The organism is Hymenobacter sp. J193, from assembly GCF_024700075.1.
Classification (GTDB): domain Bacteria; phylum Bacteroidota; class Bacteroidia; order Cytophagales; family Hymenobacteraceae; genus Hymenobacter.
The window spans coordinates 329,191-353,069 of record NZ_JAJONE010000001.1 but is presented as its reverse complement, the minus strand read 5'-3'; the positions used below and the strand labels follow the sequence as shown (position 1 = coordinate 353,069).

24 protein-coding genes are annotated in these 23,879 nt (G+C 60.4%); 6 read left to right on the top strand and 18 right to left on the bottom strand.

All coding sequences use genetic code 11. The features are described from left to right. Window positions 1-30: 30 nt before the first annotated feature. The 8 genes from accC to LRS06_RS01570 all read right to left on the bottom strand — a co-directional run bounded on the left by accC (window position 31) and on the right by LRS06_RS01570 (window position 6,141). Window positions 31-1,377, bottom strand: a complete 1,347-nt coding sequence (gene accC, locus LRS06_RS01605) for an acetyl-CoA carboxylase biotin carboxylase subunit (RefSeq protein WP_257869866.1) — start codon at window positions 1,375-1,377, stop codon at window positions 31-33. 123 nt (window positions 1,378-1,500) lie between these two features. Next, window positions 1,501-1,992 carry an acetyl-CoA carboxylase biotin carboxyl carrier protein gene (gene accB / locus LRS06_RS01600; protein WP_257869865.1) on the bottom strand — a complete coding sequence of 164 codons (492 nt, stop codon included), beginning with the start codon at window positions 1,990-1,992 and terminating at the stop codon, window positions 1,501-1,503. A gap of 28 nt (window positions 1,993-2,020) precedes the next feature. After that, window positions 2,021-2,584, bottom strand: coding sequence for an elongation factor P (gene efp, locus LRS06_RS01595; RefSeq protein ID WP_149072786.1), 564 nt, complete (start codon window positions 2,582-2,584; stop codon window positions 2,021-2,023). 147 nt (window positions 2,585-2,731) lie between these two features. Then, complete coding sequence (locus tag LRS06_RS01590; protein ID WP_257869864.1) at window positions 2,732-3,745, bottom strand: beta-ketoacyl-ACP synthase III; 1,014 nt, start codon at window positions 3,743-3,745, stop codon at window positions 2,732-2,734. 62 nt (window positions 3,746-3,807) lie between these two features. Then, a complete protein-coding gene (plsX, locus tag LRS06_RS01585; protein ID WP_257869863.1) occupies window positions 3,808-4,749 on the bottom strand; it encodes a phosphate acyltransferase PlsX in 942 nt (313 codons plus the stop codon). A gap of 129 nt (window positions 4,750-4,878) precedes the next feature. Beyond that, entirely contained in the window at window positions 4,879-5,103 is a 225-nt protein-coding gene (gene rpmF, locus LRS06_RS01580; protein ID WP_196954738.1) for a 50S ribosomal protein L32, read from the bottom strand. A 51-nt stretch (window positions 5,104-5,154) separates the two neighbouring features. Continuing rightward, entirely contained in the window at window positions 5,155-5,694 is a 540-nt protein-coding gene (locus tag LRS06_RS01575; RefSeq protein WP_257869862.1) for a DUF177 domain-containing protein, read from the bottom strand. Between the two features lie 78 nt (window positions 5,695-5,772). Continuing rightward, on the bottom strand, window positions 5,773-6,141 hold the full coding sequence (locus LRS06_RS01570; protein WP_257869861.1) for a helix-turn-helix transcriptional regulator: 369 nt from the start codon (window positions 6,139-6,141) through the stop codon (window positions 5,773-5,775). Between LRS06_RS01570 and LRS06_RS01565 the strand changes: the two genes are divergently transcribed. Further along, complete coding sequence (locus LRS06_RS01565) at window positions 6,130-6,354, top strand: hypothetical protein (RefSeq protein WP_257869860.1); 225 nt, start codon at window positions 6,130-6,132, stop codon at window positions 6,352-6,354. The genes LRS06_RS01570 and LRS06_RS01565 overlap by 12 nt on opposite strands. 5 nt (window positions 6,355-6,359) lie before the next feature. Here LRS06_RS01565 and pdxA read toward each other — a convergent pair whose 3' ends face one another. Further along, the gene (pdxA, locus tag LRS06_RS01560; RefSeq protein ID WP_257869859.1) at window positions 6,360-7,364 is read right to left on the bottom strand and encodes a 4-hydroxythreonine-4-phosphate dehydrogenase PdxA; all 1,005 of its coding nucleotides are present in this window, start codon (window positions 7,362-7,364) and stop codon (window positions 6,360-6,362) included. Between the two features lie 51 nt (window positions 7,365-7,415). Continuing rightward, window positions 7,416-8,864, bottom strand: coding sequence for a M17 family metallopeptidase (locus LRS06_RS01555; RefSeq protein WP_257869858.1), 1,449 nt, complete (start codon window positions 8,862-8,864; stop codon window positions 7,416-7,418). 193 nt (window positions 8,865-9,057) lie between these two features. Here LRS06_RS01555 and rsmA point away from each other — a divergent pair, with 193 nt between their 5' ends. From rsmA to LRS06_RS25305, 5 genes are all read left to right on the top strand, one after another. Next, window positions 9,058-9,846, top strand: coding sequence for a 16S rRNA (adenine(1518)-N(6)/adenine(1519)-N(6))-dimethyltransferase RsmA (gene rsmA / locus LRS06_RS01550; RefSeq protein ID WP_257869857.1), 789 nt, complete (start codon window positions 9,058-9,060; stop codon window positions 9,844-9,846). A gap of 94 nt (window positions 9,847-9,940) precedes the next feature. Continuing rightward, the gene (locus LRS06_RS01545; RefSeq protein ID WP_257869856.1) at window positions 9,941-10,270 is read left to right on the top strand and encodes a hypothetical protein; all 330 of its coding nucleotides are present in this window, start codon (window positions 9,941-9,943) and stop codon (window positions 10,268-10,270) included. 25 nt (window positions 10,271-10,295) lie between these two features. After that, window positions 10,296-11,243, top strand: a complete 948-nt coding sequence (locus tag LRS06_RS01540) for an NAD(P)-dependent oxidoreductase (protein WP_257869855.1) — start codon at window positions 10,296-10,298, stop codon at window positions 11,241-11,243. Window positions 11,244-11,436: 193 nt separating this feature from the next. Then, window positions 11,437-11,910, top strand: coding sequence for a transcription elongation factor GreA (gene greA / locus LRS06_RS01535; RefSeq protein WP_196954731.1), 474 nt, complete (start codon window positions 11,437-11,439; stop codon window positions 11,908-11,910). A gap of 170 nt (window positions 11,911-12,080) precedes the next feature. Continuing rightward, window positions 12,081-12,980: a nuclease A inhibitor family protein gene (locus LRS06_RS25305; protein ID WP_308239858.1), complete on the top strand. Its 900-nt coding sequence runs from the start codon at window positions 12,081-12,083 to the stop codon at window positions 12,978-12,980. A gap of 99 nt (window positions 12,981-13,079) precedes the next feature. Here the strand turns inward: LRS06_RS25305 and LRS06_RS01520 are convergent, their stop codons facing one another. From LRS06_RS01520 to LRS06_RS01485, 8 genes are all read right to left on the bottom strand, one after another. Continuing rightward, the gene (locus LRS06_RS01520; protein ID WP_257869854.1) at window positions 13,080-14,129 is read right to left on the bottom strand and encodes an AI-2E family transporter; all 1,050 of its coding nucleotides are present in this window, start codon (window positions 14,127-14,129) and stop codon (window positions 13,080-13,082) included. Window positions 14,130-14,305: 176 nt separating this feature from the next. Then, a complete protein-coding gene (locus tag LRS06_RS01515) occupies window positions 14,306-14,992 on the bottom strand; it encodes a DUF5686 family protein (RefSeq protein WP_257869853.1) in 687 nt (228 codons plus the stop codon). After that, a complete protein-coding gene (locus tag LRS06_RS01510) occupies window positions 14,980-16,815 on the bottom strand; it encodes a DUF5686 and carboxypeptidase-like regulatory domain-containing protein (RefSeq protein WP_257869852.1) in 1,836 nt (611 codons plus the stop codon). The genes LRS06_RS01515 and LRS06_RS01510 overlap by 13 nt, the downstream gene beginning before the upstream one ends. Before the next feature lie 261 nt (window positions 16,816-17,076). After that, a complete protein-coding gene (locus LRS06_RS01505) occupies window positions 17,077-18,498 on the bottom strand; it encodes a DNA/RNA non-specific endonuclease (protein WP_257869851.1) in 1,422 nt (473 codons plus the stop codon). Between the two features lie 57 nt (window positions 18,499-18,555). Continuing rightward, window positions 18,556-18,678, bottom strand: a complete 123-nt coding sequence (locus tag LRS06_RS01500) for a hypothetical protein (protein ID WP_257869850.1) — start codon at window positions 18,676-18,678, stop codon at window positions 18,556-18,558. Window positions 18,679-18,949: 271 nt separating this feature from the next. Continuing rightward, window positions 18,950-19,843 (bottom strand): carbohydrate kinase family protein, encoded by an 894-nt coding sequence (locus LRS06_RS01495; RefSeq protein ID WP_257869849.1) that lies wholly within the window; start codon window positions 19,841-19,843, stop codon window positions 18,950-18,952. Window positions 19,844-19,895: 52 nt separating this feature from the next. Continuing rightward, a complete protein-coding gene (locus LRS06_RS01490) occupies window positions 19,896-21,656 on the bottom strand; it encodes a glycoside hydrolase family 13 protein (RefSeq protein ID WP_257869848.1) in 1,761 nt (586 codons plus the stop codon). 380 nt (window positions 21,657-22,036) lie between these two features. After that, window positions 22,037-23,722: a helix-turn-helix domain-containing protein gene (locus tag LRS06_RS01485; RefSeq protein WP_257869847.1), complete on the bottom strand. Its 1,686-nt coding sequence runs from the start codon at window positions 23,720-23,722 to the stop codon at window positions 22,037-22,039. Window positions 23,723-23,879 lie beyond the last annotated feature (157 nt).

The window sequence follows — 23,879 nt, the reverse complement described above, 5'->3', positions numbered from 1 at the left end:
CATTGGAGCAAGCAAAAATACTGTGAGGGGCTACAGCACCGAGAAGTCGAAGGAGGATTCCAGGAACTTGGTGGTGAAGTTGCCGGCTTGGAAGTCGGCGTTGTCCATCAGGGCGAGGTGGAAGGGAATGGTCGTTTTCACGCCTTCCACCACAAACTCGCTCAGGGCACGCTTCATTTTCACGATGCACTCTTCCCGCGTCTGGGCCACGGTGATGAGCTTGGCAATCATCGAGTCGTAGTTGGGCGGAATCTGGTAGCCCGCGTACACGTGCGTATCCACGCGCACGCCGTGGCCGCCAGGAATGTGCAGGGTAGTGATTTTGCCGGGTGAGGGACGGAAGTCCTTGGCCGGGTCTTCGGCGTTGATGCGGCACTCCATAGCATGCATCCGGGGGTAGTAGTTGTCGCCCGAAATCGGGATGCCAGCGGCCACTTTTATCTGCTCCTTGATGAGGTCGTAGTTGATGATTTCCTCCGTCACGGGGTGCTCCACCTGAATGCGGGTGTTCATCTCCATGAAATAGAAGTCGCGGTTGGCATCCACCAGAAACTCAATGGTGCCCACGCCTTCGTAGCTGATGGCCGAGGCGCCGGCAATGGCGGCCTTACCCATCTTCTCGCGCAGCTCTTCCGTCATAAAAGGCGAAGGCGCCTCTTCTACCAGCTTCTGGTGGCGGCGCTGGATGCTGCAGTCGCGCTCCGAGAGGTGACACACGCGGCCGTACTGGTCGCCGCATATCTGGATTTCGATGTGCCGGGGCTCCACCACAAACTTCTCCAGGTACACGCCGTCGTTGCCGAAGGCCGCTTTGGCTTCCGTGCGGGCGTCGCTCCAGGCTTTCTCGAACTCGTCTTCGGCGTTGATGATGCGCATGCCGCGCCCGCCGCCGCCGGCCGTGGCCTTCAGAATAACCGGATACTTGATTTTAGACGCCACCTTTTTGCCTTGCTCCACCGAGTCGAGCAAGCCCACGGAACCCGGGATGCAGGGCACGCCGGCCGCAATCATGGTGGCTTTGGCCGAGGCCTTGTCGCCCATCTGGTTGATCATCTCGGGCGAGGCTCCGATGAACTTGATGCCGTTTTCCTGGCACACGCGCGAGAATTCAGCGTTTTCGCTCAGGAAGCCGTAGCCTGGGTGAATGGCATCGGCATTGGTGATTTCGGCGGCAGCAATGAGGGTAGGAATGCTCAGGTAGCTCTGCGCAGAGGCGGGCGGGCCAATGCACACGGCCTCATCGGCAAAGCGCACGTGCAGGCTTTCTTTGTCGGCAGTGGAGTACACGGCCACCGTCTTGATGCCCATTTCCTTGCAGGTGCGGATAATGCGCAGCGCAATTTCGCCCCGGTTGGCAATCAGTATTTTTTTGAACATTGGGTCTTGGGGGCTTAGGGTCTTGGGGTCTTAGATAAAAAGGAAGGGCCTTATAGTCCTGAGCTGGTTTCCGTTAAGAAAACCAAGACCCCAAGACCCCAAGACCCTAAGACCCCAGCAGGATTACATCGGCTCGATGAGGAACAGCGGCTGGTCGTACTCCACGGGGGAAGCGTTTTCCACCATGGCCTTCACGATGCGGCCCGACTGCTCGGCTTCGATTTCGTTGAACAGCTTCATGGCCTCGATAATACAGATAACCTGACCTTTTTCCACCAGGTCGCCCACCTGCACAAACAGCGGCGCGTCGGGCGAGCTGCTGCGGTAGAACGTACCAATCATAGGCGACTTCAGGGGCACGTAGTTACCACCGGCGGCTTCAGCCGCCGGAGCAGCTGGTGCGGCCGAAGCCGTTGTGGGCGCCGGAGCGGCTACCGGGGCGGGAGCTGCGGCCATCGGTGCCGGAGCGGCCGCTACAGCCACGCCGCTGCTCACCACCTTGGTGCTGGGCTCGCGCTGCACCGAGATTTTGAATTCCTCGGTTTCGATGTTGACTTTGTTCAGGCCCGACTTGGCAATAAAGTCAATCAGGTCTTGCAGTTCTTTGGCTTTCATGGCGGCGGCTGAGGGCTTGGTGGGCTGCTTATTTGACTCTTTCGACATAGGAGTAGTCGCTGGTCTTGATGCGAATTTTGGTGTCGGTATCAATGAACAGCGGCACCTGAATGCGGGCGCCGGTTTCCACCGTGGCTGGCTTGAGCGTATTGGTAGCGGTGTCGCCGCGCAGGCCGGGCTCGGTGTACGTCACTACCAGCTCTACGGTGGTGGGCAGCTCGGCGGTGAGCGGCTGCTCGGTTTCGGCGTGGAAAAGGATAGTCACTACCTGGCCTTCTTTCATCAGGTCGGCAAAGGGTACCATGGCCTCGGGCAGCACTACCTGCTCAAAGCTTTCATTGTCCATAAACGTGAAACCGTACTCATCCTTGTACAGGTACTGATGGGGGCGCTGCTCTACGCGGGCCGTTTCCACCTTCACCCCGGCGTTGAACGTGTTGTCAATCACGCGGCCGGTTTTGATGTTGCGGAGCTTAGTGCGCACGAAGGCCGGGCCTTTGCCGGGCTTCACGTGCTGGAATTCGGTGATGACGTGCAGCTCGTTGTTATAATTCAACACGAGCCCGTTGCGAAAATCGGCAGTAGTGGCCATGGGGTGGGGAAATTGAAATTGGTAATCAAGAATGCAGAACGACACAGCTCCAGCCGATGGCAGCCATAAACTTCATCTTTTCTTCCTGCATTCTTAATTGAAGTCGCAAGTATAGAGGTTTTCCGCGTGCGTGCCGCCTAACCCGGCTTAGATGCCGGTGGCTACGGCGGCGCCATCGTAGGCCCACTTCACGTAGAGCGCGCCCCAGGTGAAGCCGCCGCCGAAGGCCGCGAAAATCAGGTCGTCGCCTTTCTTGAGCTGGCCTTCATAGTCAGCCAGGCACAGCGGAATGGTGCCGTTGGTAGTGTTTCCAAACCGATGAATGTTGAGCATCACTTTTTCCGGCCCGATGCCCACGCGGTGCGCCGTGGCATCGATAATGCGCTTGTTGGCCTGGTGGGGAACCAGCCAGGCAATATCGTCGGCGGTGAGGTGGTTGCGCTCGGCTACCAGGGCGGCGGTGTCGGCCATGTTGGTTACGGCAAACTTAAACACCGTGGAACCCTCCTGGTAAATGTAATGCTCGCGGTTGGCCACCGTTTCGGCCGTTGGGGGGCGGCGGCTGCCGCCGGCTTTCTGGTGCAGGTAGCGGGCCCCGTTGCCATCGGAGTGGAGCTGCTGGTCGAGCAGGCCGTAGCCCTCGGTGTTGGGCTCTAGTAGCACTGCGGCCGCGCCATCGCCGAAGATAATGCAGTTGGCGCGGTCGGTGTAGTCCACAATGGCCGACATCTTATCGGCGCCAACTACCACTACTTTCTTGTAGCTGCCGGTCTGGATAAACTGGGCGCCGGTAGTCAGCGCGAACAGGAAGCCCGAGCAGGCGGCCTGCATATCGAAGCCAAAGGCCTTGGTGGCGCCTACGCCGGCCGTAATGAGGTTGGCCGTGGCCGGAAACACCATGTCGGGCGTGGTGGTGGCGCAAATCAGCAGGTCAATTTCCTCGGCCCGGGTGTTGGTTTTGGCCAGCAGCTGCTCCACGGCCTTGATGCCCATGACGGACGTGCCCTGGTCTTCGCCCTTCAGAATGCGGCGCTCCTTGATACCGGTGCGGGAGGTAATCCACTCATCGGTGGTGTCTACCAGCGTTTCGAGCTCCTGGTTGGTCAGCACGTAATCGGGTACGTAGGCACCCACTCCGGTAATGGCAGCGGTAACTTTCATCGAAAACGGATAAACGAAAAAGCGCGGCTAAGAAAAAGTCCGGCCGGGGCCGGACTTAGTCGCTAAGACTTGAAGGTGTTTTTTATCTGGTCGGAAATGCCCGAGTGCGCCATTTGGTAGCCCTGCATCAGCATGTTGCAGATAGCAGCCGGCATGCTCACGCCGTGCCCGATAATGGCATTGTCGTTGATACCCAGAATAGGGGAGCCGCCTACCGCTTCGTAGTTGAACTTGTCGAAGAAGGGGTCGTGCAGGTTTTTTTCGGCCATGATGTCGTAAATCGACTCGGCCATCTTCAGGAGCACGTTGCCCGTGTACCCGTCGCAGATGATGACGTCGGCCCGGTCGTTGAACAGGTCGCGGCCTTCGATATTGCCAATGAAGTGAATATGAGGATTCACCTTCAGCAGGTTGTGAGCGGCCTGAAGCAACGCGGTGCCTTTGCCTTCTTCCTCGCCCAGGTTCATCAGGCCCACTTTAGGCTGCTCAATGCCCAGCACATACTGCGCATATAAAGAGCCCAGCTCGCCGAACTGCTCCAGCATTTCGGGTTTGCACTCGGCATTGGCGCCCACATCGAGCATGATGCCGAAGCCGCCGTGCAGCTTGGGAACGAAGTTCGCAATAGCTGGGCGCAGTACACCAGGTACGGCTTTCACCGAAAACATAGCGCCGACGAGCATGGCGCCGGTGTTGCCGGCCGAGCAGAAGGCTTCGACCTCGCCCGCGTGGAGCATGCGGTAGCCCACGGCAATGCTGGAATCCTGCTTTTGCTGGTAGGCCTTGGCCGGATGCTCTCCCATTTCGATGATCTGCGAGGCAGAAACGAACAGGATGTCGGCGGCCGCTTCGCCGTGCTGGTCCAGGAGGGGGCGCACCGCGTCTTCCTGACCAATCAGCACTATCTGGGCTTTGCCGGCCAGGGATTTAGCCGCCAATACCGCGCCATCGACCGCAGCCTGCGGGGCAAAGTCACCCCCCATAGCGTCCAGGGCTATCTTCATGTACGAACGTTCAAGATGTCTGGGAGAGAACCTCCGGGGCCGTCTTCCGGCCCGCACGGGGCTGAAAGACGGCCGGCATCCTCACCTAGGAGGAACGGAGAGAAGAGGGCAGTTTGGAAAGAGCGGAGGCTATTCTTCGTCGGCGTCGGCGGGGGCCGCGGCGGCTACGGGCGCGTAGTCCTTAATGGCTACTTTGCCGTTCAGATACAGGTCGCCGTCAACCACGTAGGCCTTGTGGCGCAGGTGCAGCTCGCCGGTGTTCTGGCAGATGGAAACGGGCTTCGGAGTGAGCTTGTAGTGGGTGCGACGCTTTCTGCGGACTGCGGTGGAGGTCCGGCGTTTAGGATGAGCCATTTTGAAAAGAAATTATGAAGGATGAATTAGAAAGAAAGAATCAAGCCGGGCTTAATTCAGGTTACGCAGGGCGTTCCAGCGCGGGTCGATGCCGTCGTTGTCATCATCGTCGTCGGCGTCGCCTTCCTGGCGGGTCGTGAAGATGAGCTTGGTTTCGGAATCGGGGTTTTCGTCGGGCTCATTCTGGAAGCGCGGGTGCAGCTTCTTCATGGGCAGGGCCAGGCCAATGTAGTCGAACAGGTGCTGGGCAATGGGCAGCGTCTGGGTGTCCTGCGTGATTTGCAGCACGTTGTCATCCAGCTCTATCTCCCGGTCGCCGTAGCGCACCAGCAGCTGCTCATGCACGTCCAGGGGCTGGTCGTACTCGTCCAGGCTTCGGTCGCACACTAGGCGTACGGTGCCCGTGATGTCGAAGTCCAGGGTCAGCAGACGGTCGGTTTTGTGCAGCGTTACATCGGCGTGCAGCTTGCCATCGGGGATGAGCTGCTGCTCGAACTGCTCGAAAAAGGCCCGGTCCAGCTCAAACGCAAAGTGGTGCGTCTTGTCGGCCAGCTTGGCAATTGCCAGATCGTATTGAGCGTCCTTTTTCACGGTTCAGGTTGGTAGCAGGGGGCAAAAGTAGGAAGTTTTCGCCGGGTTGAAAGTGCGGGAGCGAAGGTGGCAGGTAAGTCAGGCGTTCTTGAGAATGAAGTCCGATGGAATGCCCAGCCGCTCGTAGAGGCGCTTGGCCAGATCGAGCGTCACGCGCCGCTTGCCGCTCAGAATCTGTGAGAGGCGCCCGGCGGGCACTTCCAGCAGCTGGGCCAGCTCTTTTTGCTTGAGCCGCATCTGCTGGCGCTTCAGCTCAATCATTTCGGCTAAAGACGTCGGCAGATTCGGAATGGGCAGCAGCCCCAGCTTGCTCTCGTACGTGTCCAGGGCCACAATCAGCTCCCGAAACTCGGTTTCCAGCGCCGCATTGCCCTCAATGCCCGCAGCCACCAGCGCATCAAGGCGGCGCAGGGCAGTACGGTAGTCGGCAGGCGTATGCAGCGTCATAGAAAGCAAACAGGCCGCTTTCGGCTTATTCCGAAAAAGCAGGCTGCAAAGCTACGGCATAGTTTTGAAACCGCAAACAATCTTTTCAAAAACGAAATATTCTTCGTGGATATGTATCTTTTTCGGGATCCTCAACCAGCCAAAAAACAAGCACCGGCTGACGCAGTTGCTGCGCCGGTCGGTGCCGAGTTCAACCAAGCACGTAGTGCATAGAAGCCTTATTGGGCTGCTTCCCGCCGTCGGCGCACCAGGTCGCAGGCCAGGTACAGGGCCTCGCGGAAGGACGTTTCATCGGCCTTATACTGCCCGGCCAGCCCGTACGCCGTGCCGTGGTCGGGGGAGGTACGAATGACGGACAAGCCTGCCGTGAAGTTTACCCCCCGCTCGAAAGCCAGCGTTTTAAACGGAATCAGCCCCTGGTCGTGGTAGAGCGAGAGGGTGGCGTCGAACTGGCGGAACTGGCCGGTGCCGAAGTAACCGTCGGCGGGGTAGGGGCCATACACTAGGTGGCCATCATCCTGCAGGCGCTGCAGCACGGGCGCTACTACCTCGGCTTCCTCGGTGCCCAGCAGGCCGTTTTCGCCGGCGTGGGGGTTGAGGCCCAGCACCGCCACGCGCGGTTTCAGAATACCAAAATCCTGCGTCAGAGACTTCAGCAGAATGCGCAGCTTGGTTTGCAGCAGCTCTTTGGTCAGGCGGCTGGGCACATCCTTAAGGGCAATGTGGCCGGTGGCAGTGGCTACGCGCAGGTCTTCGCTAGCCAGCAGCATCAAACTTTCCCGGGCCTCGAAAAAGCTGGTCAGGAATTCGGTGTGGCCGGGGTAACGGAAGTCGTCGGCCTGGGTGTTTTCCTTGCTGATAGGCGCCGTCACGAGGGCATCGAGCAGGCCAGCCTTCAGGTCGCGGGCGGCAGCCAGCAGGCTTTGGCGGGCGGCGCGGCCGCTGGCCTCGGAAGGCTGGCCGGGCGTGAGCGTGAAATCTTCTTCCCAGCACGTGACGGCGTTGTGCTTGCCGGACGCAATGTCCTGAGCTTCGCGCACCTGCCGGAACGTGAGCGGCTCGGCGTCTTTAAGCACCGGAAACTCGTCGAACAGCACGGTGGCCGTACCATAGACCACCGGCGTGCAGAATTTCAGCAGGCGGGCGTCCAGAAAGGTCTTGTAAATGATTTCGGGCCCGATGCCGGCCAGGTCGCCGACGGATATGCCAATGCGTGGAAGCATTTGTTGGATTTGCTAATGGATGATGAGTTGCGCTGCGCTGAGTAACAGAGGCTACACGCGGCTGCGCAGAAACTCGTACGCAAGGCGTACGGCGATGCCGGTGCCGCCTTTGCCGCGGTAAGAGTCGGGGGCGGAGAGGTAGGCGGGGGCGGCAATATCGAAGTGTACCCAGGGGTAGCCTTCAGTGAAGCGCTCCAAGAACTTGCCGGCCGAAATGGCGCCGGCTTCGCCTTTGCCCAGGTTGTTGAGGTCGGCAATGTCGCTCTTGATGTGGTCGGCGTACTCATCCCAGAGCGGAAACTCTACCAGCCGCTCGTGGGTGCGGTGGCCAGCCTGCTTGAGAGCGTCCAGCACTTCCTCATCGGCCGTGCCCATGCACACAATGCCTTCCTTGCCGATGGCGCGGGCGGCGGCCCCGGTGAGGGTGGCAAAATCCAGCACCAGCTCGGGGTTGTATTTCCTGGCGAAGGCCAGGGCATCGGCCAGCAGCAGGCGGCCCTCGGCGTCGGTGTTCAGCACTTCCACCGTCAGGCCGCTGTACATCGTGATGACGTCGCCGGGGGCAAAGGCCATGCCGCCGGGGCGGTTGTCGGTGGCCGGCACCAGCCCAATGACGTGCAGGGGCACCTGGTTTTTGGCCAGGGCGTAGAGGGTACCCACCACGGCCGCGCCGCCGGCCATGTCGCACTTCATGGTATCCATGCCCCCGGGCGTGGGCTTCAGGCTCAGGCCACCAGTATCGTACACCACGCCCTTGCCTACCAGTACGATAGGTTGCGCGTTGGTAGCCCCTTCGGGCTTGTACTCCATGATGGTGAACGTGGGCGGCTCGGGGCTGCCCTGGTTGACGGCCAGCAAACCGCCCATGCGCAGGGCCTCAATGCGCACCAGATCCAGTACTTCTACGTGGAAACCGGCCTCAGTGCCCGCCTGCGCCATCTGCTCGGCAAACTGGGTGGCGTTGAGTTTGTTTTGCGGGGCATTCACTAGGTCGCGGGCCAGATACACGCCGGCCAGCACGCCGGCTAGCTCCTGCACTTGCTCGGCCGTCACGTCGGCACCTACCAGGGTGAGGCGCTGCAGGTCCGGGGCTTTCTTTGATTTTTCGTCGGTCTTGTAGCCTTCAAACTGATACGCGGTGAGGGCCAGCCCTTCGGCCAGGGCCAGGGCGCCGGAGCCCGTCAGGTCCTGCACGAACAGCTCCTGCACGTGGTCGTGCTTGAGGTGGGCGTACAATTGATGGCCGCACTTGCGCAGGTATTCGGCGCTGAGGGCCAGCGTTTTATTTTCCTCGGCCACCACGTAGTAGTGATGGTGCGTGTACTGGTTGATGCGGATGAGGCGGGAGTCGGCGGCCAGCTGCCGGGCTACGTACTCGCGCACCGGCTCGGGCAGGTCGGCAGCGGTTTCTACGGAAAGCTCCGTGGTGCCGGCAGGCAGGATAAAGACGGTATCCGCAATGGACGGGAAGTCGGCGGCGTAGGCAAGCTGAAGCGGCATGAGCAGGAAATAAACCGTTAATTCACCCAGATAGGAGCCGCGCCGCGCGGAGTGAGCGGCACCGGCTGTACCTTTAGGCCGCGAAGGTAAGCCTTTTAGGCATGAGGAATGAAGCGCGAAGAATAGGGAACAAGCCAACGGCTATTCTTTGATTTTCATCCTTCATTCCGCGCCTCAATCTTCATTCTCCTCTATGGATTCCGTCAAAGCCAAAAAGCACCTCGGGCAGCACTTTCTCAACGACCCCAACATTGCCCGCAACATTGTGGAGGCCCTGCGCCTGCCCGATGGCGTGACGGAAGTGCTGGAAATTGGGCCGGGCATGGGCGTGCTCACCCAAACGCTGCTCCAGCACCCCGAGTACCGCACCTCCGTGGTGGAAATTGACCGCGACTCGGTGGCGTACCTGCGCCAGCACTACCCGGCGCTGGAGGAACGCATCCATTCCCAGGATTTCCTGAAGATGGACCTGAGCAAGCTCTACCCCGGGCAGCCTTTCAGCATCATCGGCAACTTTCCCTACAACATTAGCTCCCAGATTTACTTTCAGGTGCTGGCCCACCGCCAGCAGGTGCGCGAGTGCGTGGGCATGATTCAGAAGGAAGTGGCCGACCGCCTGGCCGAAGGGCCCGGCTCCAAAACCTACGGCATTCTGAGCGTGCTGCTGCAGGCGTTCTACGATATTGAATACCTGTTTACAGTGCCCCCGCACGTGTTCAGCCCGCCGCCCAAGGTGCAGTCGGCCGTTATCCGCCTCACTCGAAACCAAACGGTGGCCCTGGCCTGCGACGAGAAGCTGTTCTTCCGGGTAGTAAAGCAGGCTTTCCAGACGCGCCGCAAAACCCTGCGCAACGCCCTCAAGCCCTTTGGTATGCCGCCCGAAGCCACCACCGACGCTATTTTCGACAAGCGCGCCGAGCAGCTCAGCGTGCAGGATTTTGTGGGGCTGACGCTGCTGGTAGAAGAGCATAAGACGGCATAGAAATGTAAAATTCTAACTGGATCAGGCAGGAACTTAGGATTTGATACTGCCGTCTTGAAACGCTCTAAAGCAAAAGAAACACGTTCTTCATGCTATGGAAACTGCTCATTGGCTGTTCTTGCTTCTGTTTGTAGGTGCTATTTTTCAGCCGTTTATTCAGAGCGGCACCCTCAGGTTGAAAGAAAGATTCCTCTCAGATAACCAAAAACAAATGCTGGATAAAGGAGCGCAAGCATTGTTTACTCTAGTAGAAAGCTTTCTTTTTCTACTGGGCGCGGTTGTGCTAGTGTCTCTTCAGCGTAACGGTCATAAACTGGAGATGGCAATTTCTGAGTCCTGGTTATGGACAGTTGCAGTGGCTGCTGTATGCGCTACTGCTCTCCGCTTATTGAAGGAAAAATATCCTGCTGAGGAAAGTGAATGATTCATTTCTGGCAATGAAATCTACCATGTCCCTCTGCCTCGTCATCGACGACATGCACCCCAGCCTGCCCGACTACCTGCGGGAAGCCGGGGTGGAAATGCACTACCGTCCCGACCTGACGGCGCCCGAAGTGCCCGCTGCCCTGGCCGCACACCCCTACGACGGCCTGATGGTACGGTCCAAGCTGCGCATCACGGCCGAGCTGCTCCGCCACGGCCCGCACCTGCGCTACGTGGCCCGGGCCGGAGCCGGTGTCGATAATATCGATGAAGCGGCTTTGGCGGCGGCCGGCATTACGCTGCTGAATGCGCCCGAAGGCAACCGCGACGCCGTGGGGGAGTACGCCATTGGGCTGCTGCTGGCCTTGCTGCGCCACATCCCACGCGCCCACCAGGAAGTACGGGCCGGGCAGTGGCGGCGCGAGGCCAACCGGGGCGAGGAGCTGGGCGGCAAAACAGTGGGCCTCATCGGCTACGGGCACATGGGCAAGGCTTTTGCGCGCCGCCTCGCCGCTTTCGACTGCACCGTGCTTGCCTACGACCACGACCCCGCCTGCGACTACGGGCACTACGCCACGCCCGCGCCGCTGGCCGAGCTGCAGGCCCGCGCCGAGGTAGTGAGCCTGCATATCCCGTACTCAGTTGCCAACCACCACTTCATTGGGTCGGCGGTGTTGCAAGGCTTCCGCAACCCCGTCTGGCTGCTGAACACGGCCCGCGGCGAGGTGCTAAACCACGCCGCGCTGGTGCAAGGACTACAGAGCGGGCAGATCAGAGGGGCGGCGCTGGATGTGCTGGAAAATGAAAAGCTGAGCACGTTCACCCCAGAGCAGCAGGCCCGTTTCGACTTCCTAGCGGCGGCGCCCAACGTGGTGCTGTCCCCGCACGTGGGCGGCTGGTCGTACCAGTCCTACGAGCGGATAAACCAGGTGCTGGCCAGCAAGATTCAGGCGTTTCTGCGAAGCCGCTCGTAGCTGGAGGCTGCAGGCAGCTAAAGCAGCGGAAGAGGAGTTTTTGCATGCAAAACCCGCCAGAAGGACGTTGCCCCGCCGGGAACGGGCTAGCAGTATTCGCGCAGGTTTCGTATATTTGCCTAAACCTGTCGGGGGAGAACGGCCAGCCACGCTGGCCGTTCTCCTTGTTTTTTGAGCTTACCATCACCCAACCATGGCAACCATAAATTATTATACTCCCGAAGGCCTGCAGAAGCTGAAGGACGAGCTGCAGGACCTCAAAATCCGGGGCCGCGCCAAAGCTGCCGAAGACCTGCGCGAAGCCCGCGACAAAGGTGACCTGAGCGAAAACGCCGAGTATGATGCCGCGAAGGAAGCACAGGGCCTGCTGGAAATGAAGATTTCCAAGCTGGAGGAGGTTGTGGGCAATGCCCGCCTGCTCGACGAGACGAACCTTGACCTGACCAAAGTGCTCATCATGAGCAAAGTGAAGCTCAAGAACCTGAAAAACAACATGGTGCTCGACTACACGCTCGTAGCCGAGGAAGAAGCCAACCTGGCCGCCGGCAAAATCTCCGTGAAGTCGCCCATCGGCAAAGGCCTGCTGGGCAAGTCGGCCGGCGACACCGCCGAAATTACCGTACCTGCCGGCAAGCTGCAGTTTCAGATCCTGGAAATCAGCCGGTAGCGGTGAGATGGTGAAACGGTGAGTTTCATGTTCTCGCTTCAATCCAGCGTCAAAAAAGGGCGAAACCGGAAGGTTTCGCCCTTTTGCGTTTTGCCCCGTACTTTAACGCCACCGACTGCGCGCCGCCAGAACAGCATACTCACCATCTCACTAACTCACCATTTCACCGTATGTCTTCCATTTTCTCTAGAATTGTTGCGGGCGAGCTGCCGGCCTATAAAGTGGCCGAAGACGAGCACCACCTAGCTTTTCTCGACATCACCCCGTTGGTAGAAGGCCACGCGCTGGTGATTCCGAAAAAGGAAGTAGACTACATTTTCGATTTGCCACCGGCCGAGCTGGCTGCTCTGCACCAGTTTGCGCAGCGTGTGGCCAAGGGCGTGCGGGCCGCCGTGCCCTGCAAGCGCATTGGCGTGGCCGTTATCGGGCTGGAAGTACCCCACGCCCACATTCACCTCATCCCGATGCACCATGTGTCGGACATGAACTTCGCCAACCCCAAAATTAAGGTAGCGCCGGCGCGGATGCAGGAGCTGGCCGCTGCCATTGCGGCGCAGGTACCGGCCGCTGAAGCTTCCGCGCCGGCCTCGCCGCTGGACACCAAAGGCGGCCGCGAAACCACCGAAGCCACGGCCTCTGCCCCGATTGCCAAGCAAGAAAAGCCAGCCGACGAAACCTCTGATGCCACGCTCGAACAGCTTCGCCAACTCACGCAGGGCTTGCAGTTCGTGAGTGAGTCGGAAGCGCCGCTGGAGGCCGTGAGCTACGCCGCGCCCGCCGGTCAGCTCACCGATGCCGCCCTGCGCAAGCTGGCCGACCAGCCCGCCGATACAAAGGTGGAGAAGCTGGAGCTGACGTACTTCCTGCGCAACCACACTGCCGACGATGGCGTGCTGGGCGACCCGGCCCTGGCCGACCGCTTCAAGGCCCTGCAGATGTACCTGAAACAGGAGCTGAACAGCGTGCAGGTATACCGCTTTGGCACCGGCCCGCAGGTGCCGGTGCTGGCGCTGGGCGAGGCCGAAGGCGGCCAGCTGGCCGGCTTCAAAACCGTCCTCACCGAAACTTGACTGACTGAGAGTTACCAGCTAAAAAACTAGTTCCCCTCCTTATTTGAAGGAGGGGCCAGGGGTGGTTGAATCGGCGGCAAATGCTAACGACCTAACTAATTAGTGTAGTCTCTCAGCCCGCACGGTACGGCGACGGATACGGTTTTCGCGCTCAAATACTTTGATGAGTACGATAAAATAGGAGAGCAGCAACGGCCCCAGTACCAGCCCCAGAATCCCGAAAATTTCGACCCCCAGCACCACGCCGGCCAGGGTAATCAGCGGGTGAATATTACCGATGCGGCGCGCCAGCAGGATGCGCAGCAGGTTGTCGATGTTCATGATGACGATGACGCCAATCAGCAGGATGCCCACGCTTTGGCCGGTGTGGCCCTGGGAAAGCTTGATGATGGCCGCCGGCCCCCACACCAAGGGCGTGCCAAGCACCGGGATAAAAGCCATAAAAAAGCTCACTACGCCCCAGAAAATGGCATCGGGTACGCCAAATAGCTGCAGCGTGAGGGCCGTGAGCAGCGCCTGCACCAGCGAGATAAGCGCCTGCCCGAGTACGTTGGCATTTACGTTGTTTTTAAGCGACTCGCCCAGCTCGTGCAGGGTATTCGGGCGGAAAGGCAGGTAGCGCCGCAGGCCGCGCAGGAAGCCCTGTTCCTGCGTATACATGAAGTAAAGCGTGAACAGCATCAGCCCAATGATGACGGTGAAGTGCAGCAGCCCGGTGGCCAGGGACGGAATACGCTGGCTGAGCCAGCTTACGCTTTGCTGCACCAGGCCGCGCACGTTCTGCTCGGTGGTAATGGCGTAGCCGGTTTTCTGCTCGATTTTGTGCAGGACGGCCATAATCTGGCTGGTATCCTGGGCATACAGTCGGATGCGGCTCACGAGCATGAGCGTGAGGGCCGTGAAGGGCAGAATAATGACCACAAAGGCAAATAGCAGCAGGCCCGCCGTAGCCACCTGCTTGTTCCAGCGGCGCCGGTGCACCAGGGCCTGAAACCACGGCCGCAGCACCACATACAGAATGCCCGCCCCCAGAAACGCCGTAATGTAGCTGCCCAGTCCTACCAGAATGAGGGCAGCCAGCGCTACCAGGCACAAAATCAGCAGTACGTACTGCTGGGACGGGGTATAGATGTTTTCGGAGGAAGCCATGGGTGAGGAAGACAGGGAGTGGCCGCAAATTACCTGCTCTACCTCAACTATACTTTCAGCCGCTCGCCCTTTCTTTAGGCCACAGCCGAAAGGCTCTGCAGGCCTCTGAAACGCGGCTGCCTCCGCTATGCACAAATGGCACGCGGAGGCAGCAGAGGGAGAAACGTCCGGAAGGTTTATAGTTTGAACTGCGCGCACACTTTCACGCCGAAGGTTTTCACCTCGGGCAGGTCGCGGTAGGTGAGGCGGTGGATGAAATCGACCCGGAATACCTTGAAGATGTTTTCTACGCCGTAGCCAAGCTCCACGTAGGGCTTGCTGTCCAGCGGCCGGAAGGTGGGCAGGGCCGCGCCGTTTTCGTCTACCAGCGGGGTGGCGTTGCGGTTGGCCTGGCTTACGCCGCCGTAGAGCACGTTGCCCGAGGCCAGCAGGCGCCAGTCGAGCTTCTTCAGCAATGGCACCGAGTTGATGAACAGCCCCTCGAAATAGTGCTCGAAGTGCAGAGACGCGTACCGGTCGCTCACAAACTCGAAGTAGCGCATCAGGTTGTAGGCGCTGGTAGTGTAGATGGGCGACTCATTGCCGAGGTGACTTTTCAGCACCGGGTACGGAATGGTGCTCGGAATGTAGCCCGCGTCCACAATGTACTCGGTGCGGCCCAACTGGCCCAGCTGCAGGCTGTGCGTCACCAGCAGGTTGAACTTGTGGTAGGCGAAGTCACTGCCCAGCACGCCATCGAAGCCGCGGGTGTAGCGCAGCGTAAACACCGGCCACTTGGCCAGCCCTACCGCGTAGCGCCGGTTCTTATTCTGAATCACGGTTTCGTCCGGGGCGTAGCGCGACTCCAGAATTACCTCCGACAAGGCAAACTTGTCGGCCGTGGGGGAGCGCCAGGCTCGTGGTCGGCGCTGGTGTAGTAGGCAAAGTCGTAAAGCGGGTCGAAGCGCTGATGACGGAGCGTAATCTTCTGGCTGAAGCCGTGAAACAAATCCGACTGGGCCGAAACCCCCGTCACCTGCCGCCACAGCGGCCTTCCCGGCTTGATGTTGCCAAAGCGCACAGCCGCATCGAACAAGGGGTTTTCGGTGGCGTAGCCGTTGTCGAGCAAGGCCACCTGGTCTACATCGTGGCTGCGCTCAAAGCCCAGGAGCGTCCAGTTCCGGCGGTTGAGCACGCGGTAGCCGGTCAGGCCGTACTTGAAATCCTGGTCCTTGGTGCCGTAGGCCACGTAGGTGCGCACAAACCAGTTGGGGTTCAGGTCGCCGCTGGTGCGGAAACCGGCCTGAATCCGGCCGCCCTCCACGTTGTTGTAGGTGAAGACACTTGGTACCGGGCCCAGCTCAAACTTGCCCACCTGCTTGTAGCCCGTCACCAGCAAATCGGCCAGCTCCAGGGTAGAGCGCACGGAGCGCAGCTTGCCCACCGAGTCGAGGGCCGTAAGCGTGCGTACCTCCTGGGCCGTAAGCGTATCGGGCCGGTGCTGCTCCCAGAAACCGGCCGGAACTTCCAGCGCATCGGTAGCCGAGGCAAACGGCTGGTCGTAGAATTTGGCCTCGTGCGGGTGCTCCACATCAAAGCCCGAGTTAGTGGTGTTGAAGCGCACCAGCAGGCCGGTTTGCTTTTTGGTGGGTTTCAGGCCCACCACCACGCGGGTGCGCAGCGGCAGCCACGGCCCGGCCGCGCTGGGCGTCAGATCCTGGTACACCCGAATCTGATCCACGAAGTTGATGTTAGCCTTGGGGTCCACGGTCAGGTCCACCCGCCGCAGGGCGTACGAGTTCATTGTAATCCAGATGCGGCCGGTGAAGGCCAGGTCCTGAGCGCGGCGCGGCCACACTTTCAGCTGGTAGCAACGGTCCTGGCCCACGTACACGGAGTCTTCGAGGTCGTAGTCGTAGGTGATGCGCCAGCCATCGGCAATGGGCGACATAAAGTCCTTGCCCATCACAATCTGCCAGTTGGGGTAGAAGTCGTAGTCCTGAAACGAGGAGCCCAGCACCTGCGAGAGGACTGAGCCGTCGCGCGGGGCCACGCCGTGCAGCTGGGAGTGCTTGATTTCCTCCCGCTCCCGGTTGGGCCGGTGGCGCACGTAGTAGCGCGACAGCACCTCCGAGGCAAACACCGGCACAGTAGGCTTGCCGCTGGCATTGCGCTCCATCTCGCCCACGCCCTGCGCCACCGACGTCATGTCCCGAATTACCTTCTGGCGCGCCAGCCGGTCCGTCACGTCCGACAGCGACACCTCCACGCGGTTGTAGGAGTTGAACTCGAAGGCTTCGAGCCGGGCTTTGTCGTTTTGCTTTTTGTGCTGCTGTACTTTGCGCAGCACGGCAAAGGCCGGATTTTCGCCGGCCCGCACCACCACTTCACCCAGCGAAACGCTGCTGCCGGGCAGGGCAAAGTTGATGGTTTGCGCGGGAGCCTTGCTTACGGCCCGGCTTAGTGGCTTGAAGCCCACTGCTCCGGCCGAGAGGGAATCGATGCTGCGGTTGACGGTGAGACGGAACTGGCCGTTCTCATCGGCCGTGACGCCGAGGCTGGTACCCCTCACGAAGATGGAAGCGAAGGGCACCGGCTGGCCGGTAGTCGCTTCGGTAACATGTCCGCTAAATACAATTTGCTGAGCTTGTGAAACGGACAGCCCGACTCCAAGCACCAGCAACACCAGTAGTAATACTTTTTTCATGAACCCAAACTCCTCCAATACCTTGCAAAGGTAGTCGCAAAGATCTGCTATTTACTTTACTTTCGCTCATTAATATGGTTAATAAGCTGAAAGTCAGAAATATGTAATGATAATCCTGCTGACTGCCAAAGTAGCCGCTCGCTCGGGTTAGTGTTTCAACCAAACCCTCAAACGACTACTCATCTGGCATAACCTGAAAGCGAAAAAAGAGTTTACCGCAATCGATTTAGATTGATTAAATACGATAAAAATCCAATAAGCCTACCGAATAGCACCAGTATCAACACGGCTTTCCAGTTGCTCCTGCACAGGGCGGGGCAGGGCCGAAAGCAGGTCGAGGCCGGTTGCCGCCTCAATGGCGTCCACGCTTACGCGGTAGCGGCTCCAGTCGGGGTTTACCTGCTGGTCGTTGGGTGTATCGACGGCCAGAATGCGGGCCTGGCCGGCGGCAATGCGCTGCAGGTCGTTGCTGCCTTCGGGTAATATCACCATCACTTTCCACACCCGGGCCGGCACCATCACGCGGCCATTGTCGAGGGTGGTGCGCGGGCCGGCCGTGCCGGTGCCACCCTTGCCGTAGCAGCCCATGACGACGTAAACCTCCTGCCCGCGCTCCACCTGGGTGCGCGTCCATTCTTCCAGCCCGCTCCAGGTGCGCTGGTTGTTGGCACCGGCCTGCGGAATCATGTTCGTCATCAGGAAGGTGCTGGAGTTGTCGTCGAGGTCGGTGGTGCGGTCGGCCGAAGGGCAGTTGTGGCCCCGGTCGAAGCCCGAGCCGGAGTAGGAGCGGGGTGTCACCTGGTAGAACTCCCGGGGCAGGGCTGGGTCGGGCCGAAAGTCGTCTTGGCGGGGGGCGCTGCCCATCCAGGCCCGGTTCAGGTGCCAGCTCACCCAGTTGGGCGTGCCGCGCTGGGCGTTGTAGCTAAGCGTGTACTGCGGTTTGGCAAGCAGGTAGTTGGTGGGCGTACTGAGGCTGGCCGTTGCCCCGCTGGGGTTGCCCAGGGCCAGGTTGTCGTCGCGGCGCGTAACTACCGCCTCGGCGCGGGCCGTGGCACCCGCCGGCAACGAAGACGCGGCGGGCGCGGGCCTGGTGCCCGGCGCTACCGTTGAGGCTGTCCCGGCCGCGCTGCTCAGCACGATGTCGTCGATATTCAGGCGGCCAGATCCGCCATCCGTTTTGCGAATTTCCAGCCGCAGCGGCGTAGAGGTGCTGCCTTCGAAAGTGGTGACGACGAGGCGCGGCCCCTGGGTGCGCACCGGCTGGCCGATGCGACGGTACGTGCGGCCCCCATCCACGCTGCCCCACAGCTCCCAGGTGCTGGCGGCATCGGAGCCGTAGGCGGCGGCCGAAACCTGTAGCTGGCGCAAACCGGCGGGCGCATCAAAGTTCATGCGCAGGCGGCCCTGACCCCGCAGGCGCACGGCCCGCTGGCCCCGCTTGTGGTCCTGCTCGGAAGAGCCGATAAGCGCATCGGTGAAGTGCCAGGAACCCGACGCCAGGGCTTCGTCGGCCTCGGCGTAAGAGGCTTTCTGGCCCTGCTCGAAGGTTTCGCGCAGGCCGGCGGGCGCCTGGGCCGGCTGTTCGGCCGCAGGGCTGCTGGCAGATGTTTCGGCGGGCTGGGAAGAACAGGCAGGCGTGGCGGCGCTCAGCAGCAGGGCGGCGGGCAGCAGGAAAAGGCGCATAACACTAAGGAGGGTAGACGCCACAAAAGTAACAGGCCCGTGAGCAACCAGCGGCGGCTACAGGAAGGTGGCAAATACCAGCAGGCCGGCGCCCACCAGCGTCCAGACCCGCACAATGCGGGAAACCAGCTTTACTTGTTGTTCGAGGGAGGCGCAATCAGAAGAAAACGACTTCAGCATAGCTCAGAAAGGAGAAAACAGAACGGAGTACTATACTGCTAGATTCAGCCGGGCCACAAAAGGATGTATGAGCCCCGAAAAAAGTAACCTCTTCGCAGAATGAGAGAGATAGTAGGCTAAGAATCATAGAAAAGCAGCAGGGGGAGCTACAACAAGAGAGGCAGGTCCTCAACTTCTTCTAACCTATGGGTAAAAAAATACCTGCGCAGCAACACCGCCCAATATAAGGCAGCATGGTGGGCGCAGGACATGAGGAAAAACATTTGCCGATCTAGGCATTGCCAAAGTGCTGGTGCCAAGCTTTTTTCAGCCGAGAGCTGCTTAACTCCAGGTCCACTAAGCCCAGGGCACCCACGCACCAGCTCCCGCACAAAGCGCCGTACTGCAGGCATTTTTGCAAGGGCTCCTCGCGTAGAAAGCCATACAGGAAGCCGGCGAAGAAATTGTCGCCGGCCCCGTTGCTATCGACCACGGCGGCTGCGGGCACGGCAGGCTGTTCCAGCCACTGGCCTTCATCGGTAAGCAGGGTAGCCCCCGCCGCGCCGTGGGTGCACACTACCAGGCGCTTGCCCGCCGCCCGCAACTGCTCCATCACCGGCCGGTAGTCGGGCAGGTTATCGGAGCTGAGGTGGATGTACTGGGCTGCGGCAATAAAGGGCTGGTGATAGGGGTTGTGGCCGTCGTAGTCGTGCAGATCGGTCCAGATAGGGTGGGGGTAGCCTTGCAGCAGCGGAATCAGCGGCTGGCAATAGGGAATGATGTTTACCACCACGCACGCGCTGTCCTTGATCAAGCCTGTCACTTCAGCCTGGTCGAAAGGCAGCGTGACGGAGGCCTGCGTGATGAACATAGAAATCCGCTGGCCCTGGGCATCCATCAGGTTCACGTGGCGCTCCGTACCGGCTGGGTCCACTAGATAGTGAGCCACTACGCCCTGCGCCCGCAAATCGGCCCGGATGTGGTGGCCGTAGGCATCGTCGCCCACGGCGGAGTATAGCACATTGGGTACCCCCAGCTTGGTCAGAGGCAGGGTTTTGCCTGCGCCAGTGGAGCCCGTGCCTTCATGGAAAGGCGCCTGGTGAATGGTTTGCGGCTGCGGGGCCGGCAGCTTGGGCAGCGTTACGATATGATCGAAGGTGGTACCTCCCAGAATGAGGGTATGCATCACAAAGCGGTTAAGAGGGGAATGAATGGCAGCAGTAACCCAGGCTGCAAGCTTAGCGCAGCTCCCACACCAGCGCGGTATAAGCCGGCACGTTGGCCGTTTGCAGGTCCGTCACTATGCCGTCCGTCAGCACGTCCTGGGCCGAGGTGTAGCCCTGCAGGCGTTCGGCAAAGCGCTGCAGTGGTACCGATTTCGCAGTGGGGTTGCAGTTCAGCATCACCAGCACCGTGTGGCCCTGGGCATCGTGGCGGAAATAGGTATACACGCCGTCTTCCGGCACGAAGTGGGTGAGCTGGCCAGTTTGCAGCACGGGGTGGGTTTTGCGGTAGTTGGCCAGCTTGCGCACAAACGCGTGCATGTCCTGCTGGGCCGGGGTGCGGCCCGCCGTCGTGAAGGCGTTTTTCGGGTCGCCGGGGAAGCCGCCGGGGAAGTCTTCCCGCAGCAATCCATCGGGGCGGCTGAAGTTCTTCATCAGCACCTCGGTGCCGTAATACAGCTGCGGGATGCCGCGCTCGGTGAGCAGCCAGGCCAAGGCTAATTTCTGCTTGCGCACGTCCTCACCCAGCACCGAGAATACCCGGTCCACGTCGTGGTTATCCAGAAAAATGACGTTGCGCGAGGCATCCTCGTACATCCAGTCGCCCTGCACGGCGTAGTACAGCTTGGCGGTGCCCTCCGCAAACCCGGAGGGCTTATTCAGGCTTTCGAGCAGGGCCTGGCGCAAGATAAAGTCGATGGCTCCCGGCAGGTTGCTCTTAAAGCCATTAACGGGCGGAAATACGTTGCTCGTCCAGAAAGCTTGCTGGGCCACGCCCTCGGCCTCCTGCATCCAGGTTTCGCCAAACATGCCCAGCTGCGGGTACTCCTCCAGAATGGCCTGTCCCCACTGCATCAGGAACTTGGGGTCGGAATACGTATAAGTGTCCACGCGGTAGCCGTCGACGCCGGTGTACTCCACCCACCACAGGAAGTTCTGGATAAGGTAGGTAGCCACCAGCGGGTTTTCCTGGGCTGGGTCGGGCATGGTGGTGTCAAACCAGGTATTGCTAAACAGCTGGCGGTCCTTAGCGGCCACGTGCGGGTCGTTTACGGTACCGTTGCGGTAGTTGCCGCGCGTGAAAGTGGGCCACTGGTGAAACCAGTCCTTGGCTGGCTGGTCGAGCCAGAGGTAGTGGTAGCTGCCGATGTGGTTGAGCACCACGTCGTGAATCACCTTAAGGCCCTGCTGGTGGGCCCGCTGCACAAAGCGCACGTAGTCCTCGTTGGTGCCGTAGTGCGGGTCTACCGCGTAGTAGTCGGTAAGGGCGTAGCCGTGGTAGCCGGCTTTGGGCATGTTGTTGTCGACCACCGGGGTAGGCCAGATGGCCGTCACACCCAAGTCTTTCAGGTAGTCGAAGTGCTGCTCTATGCCCTTCAAGTCGCCGCCGTGGCGGGCGTACATGGAGTCGCGGGCTACGCCGGGGGCGCGGTTGCCTTTCACCACGTCGTTGGTAGGGTCGCCGTTGGCAAACCGGTCGGGCATGAGCAGGTAAATCAGGTCGGCGCTGCTGATGCCCTGCACTTTAGTTTTGTCGCCGGGGGTGGTGCGCTGGCGCAGCTCGTATTCGTAGGCTACTTTCTTGGAGCCCTTAAACTGCAGCTTGAGTTTCCCGGGCTTGGCCGTGGGGTTGATGGTGAGGTTGACGAGCAGGTAGTTGGGGCTTTCCAGCTTCTGGAAGCCGTCGAGCGTGACGCCCTCATAGTTGGCCAGCTCTACCTGACTGCCCGCAATAGCAGGTCCGTGCACCAGCAGCTGGAGCTTCGGGTTTTTCATACCCACCCACCAGAACGTGGGGTCGATGCGGGTGATGGGCGGGTTGCGGGGCGCGGCTGTGGGGGGAGGAGGCTAGGGTGGTGAAGCAGCTGCCGAGAAACAATAGCAGCAGGAGCAGTTTGGGCAAGGACATAGAAGGGGGAATAGCCAGGCGGCACCAGCGGCCGCCAAGTGGGAGAAAAGCGTACGTCCCGCCTCGGCCGACCAGGGCCGCGCCGATTTGGTTTGGTAAACATCGTCCCTTGCTTTCCCGGGCGCGCCCCACTTTGCTAAGCCGCCCCTAGTTACTTGGTGTAATTAAATCAACTATATGATGTGTAGGTATTTAGACCAAATATAATGTGGCTCCTTTTCCAAAAGTGGTACTTCGGTGCCTGGCTTCACTCCTCCCGAACCCCGCTGAAGTACTCTCGCGGGGTTTGGTCGGTTTGCTTTTTAAAGGCGCGGTTGAAAGCCGATTTGGAGTTGAAGCCCACTTCCAGGGCCAGAGCCAGGAGGGTGTACTGCTGGGCGCGCGGCGTGGCCATCAGCTGCTTGAACTCCTCCACGCGGTAGGCATTCACAAAGTCGAAGAAGTTCTGGCCGAAGCCCTCGTTGATAACTTTGGACAACACATGTGGCGGCAGCTGCAAGCCCCCAGCCAGCTCATGAATCGTGAGGCTGGGGCTGAGGTAGGGCTTGTGCTGCCGCATGTAGCTGGTCACGGCAGCCTGGGCGGCCGCGAGGTCCAGCGTTGCTCCGGCTGGGCGGGGCGGGCGTGGGGCCGCGGGCAGCTCCGCAGCTGGCGCCTTGGCGGCGGAAACTTCGGCAAGCTGTACCGCCGGAGTCGGGCTTGGTATAAGAGCCGCTTCCGGTTCCAGCTTAGGCTCCGCCGGAGCGGGCACCAGCCGAAAGATCTGGGGCTGGTGCAAAACCACATAGCCCAGGAAATAGGGCAGGGTGGAAAATACCAGCCAGATCAACTCGAGGTTGCGGGCCGCCAGGGTGTACACGTCGAAAGCCACCCAGCGGCTGGCCAACACCACCCCAAACAGAAAGCCCCACAGCACCAGACAAACCGCTTGGATGCCCAGCACCGTGGAAAGGTAGCGCAGGTTCTGGGCATACGACACGCTGGCTTCGTACTGCCGGGTATACGCCCGGATAGCGCGGCGGCAGGCCAGCCAGTAGGCCCCATTGGTAAGCAGCGCCGCCAGTCCGGTTGTCAGCAAAACGCTGCGCAGCATGGGCTCGTGGCTGACCAGCCGGAGCTGAAACTCGTAGCTGTCGAGCAGAAAATAGGGCAGGTAGACCAGCAGCTGCAGGCCGGAAGGCACAAAATACAGCCACTTGCGCTGCGACTGGGCTTCGTTGAACAGGAGCCGCCGGATATAGCAGTAGAACAGGGGCCCGTAGAGAAACCAGATGAAGTCCGGTACCAACGTAAGCTGCGGGTAGGTATTGGCTACGGCCCGGTCGCTGCTCACCACCGTGAGCAGGGTAGCGCCGGCGCCTAGCCCCAGCAGCCACAACAGCCAGCGGTTGGCCGCCCGGTTGGCTTGCTGAATGCTGGGAATGGCCACCAGCAGCAGCCCGCCCTGAAAGCACGAAAACAGCAGGAGCAGGTCGTAGAGCGAGTAGAACTGAAAGGTGGCCGTGAGGTCTTCCCAGCTTTGCACGCGCACTTCTACGTCGCCAGCCTGGGCTTGCCGGCGGGTCACCACGCGGTTGGCGCGCACCTGCCCGTGCCCGCTGCCCTCAATGGATGCCCAGCTTCCCCGCGAAACTTTGTATTCGAGCCGGGGCAGCCGGGTGTGCAGGGTGAGGGCAAACAGGCCGTTGGCCTGCCGGCTAAACCGGTAGCGGGCATCGGCCGGCTGCCAGTTGTTGAACGAGCCCACCAGGTACAGGGCCGCATCGGTGGGGGTATTGGCCGGCAGGCTGGTCAGCACGAAATGGTGGGCAATCGGCAGCCGGGCGCTGTCTGGGGCAGTCAGCGCGGCCGGGCCGGGTGGTGCCGCAACTATGGGCCACCAGGTGAGCAGGAGCAAGGCCAGGAAAAAACCAAACCGGGGGTAAGCAAGCACAATAGGAAGCTGGTTAGCGGGCAGGTAAAGTAACTGCGGAAACAGCAGCTTTCCGCAGGCGAGCAGCCTGCCCAATCAGTCATAGCCAGGAGCTGGAACGAAGCAAGAAAAATTCCTGCCTTGGTCAGCGCATCTGGTGGTAGAATCAGGCCGTACC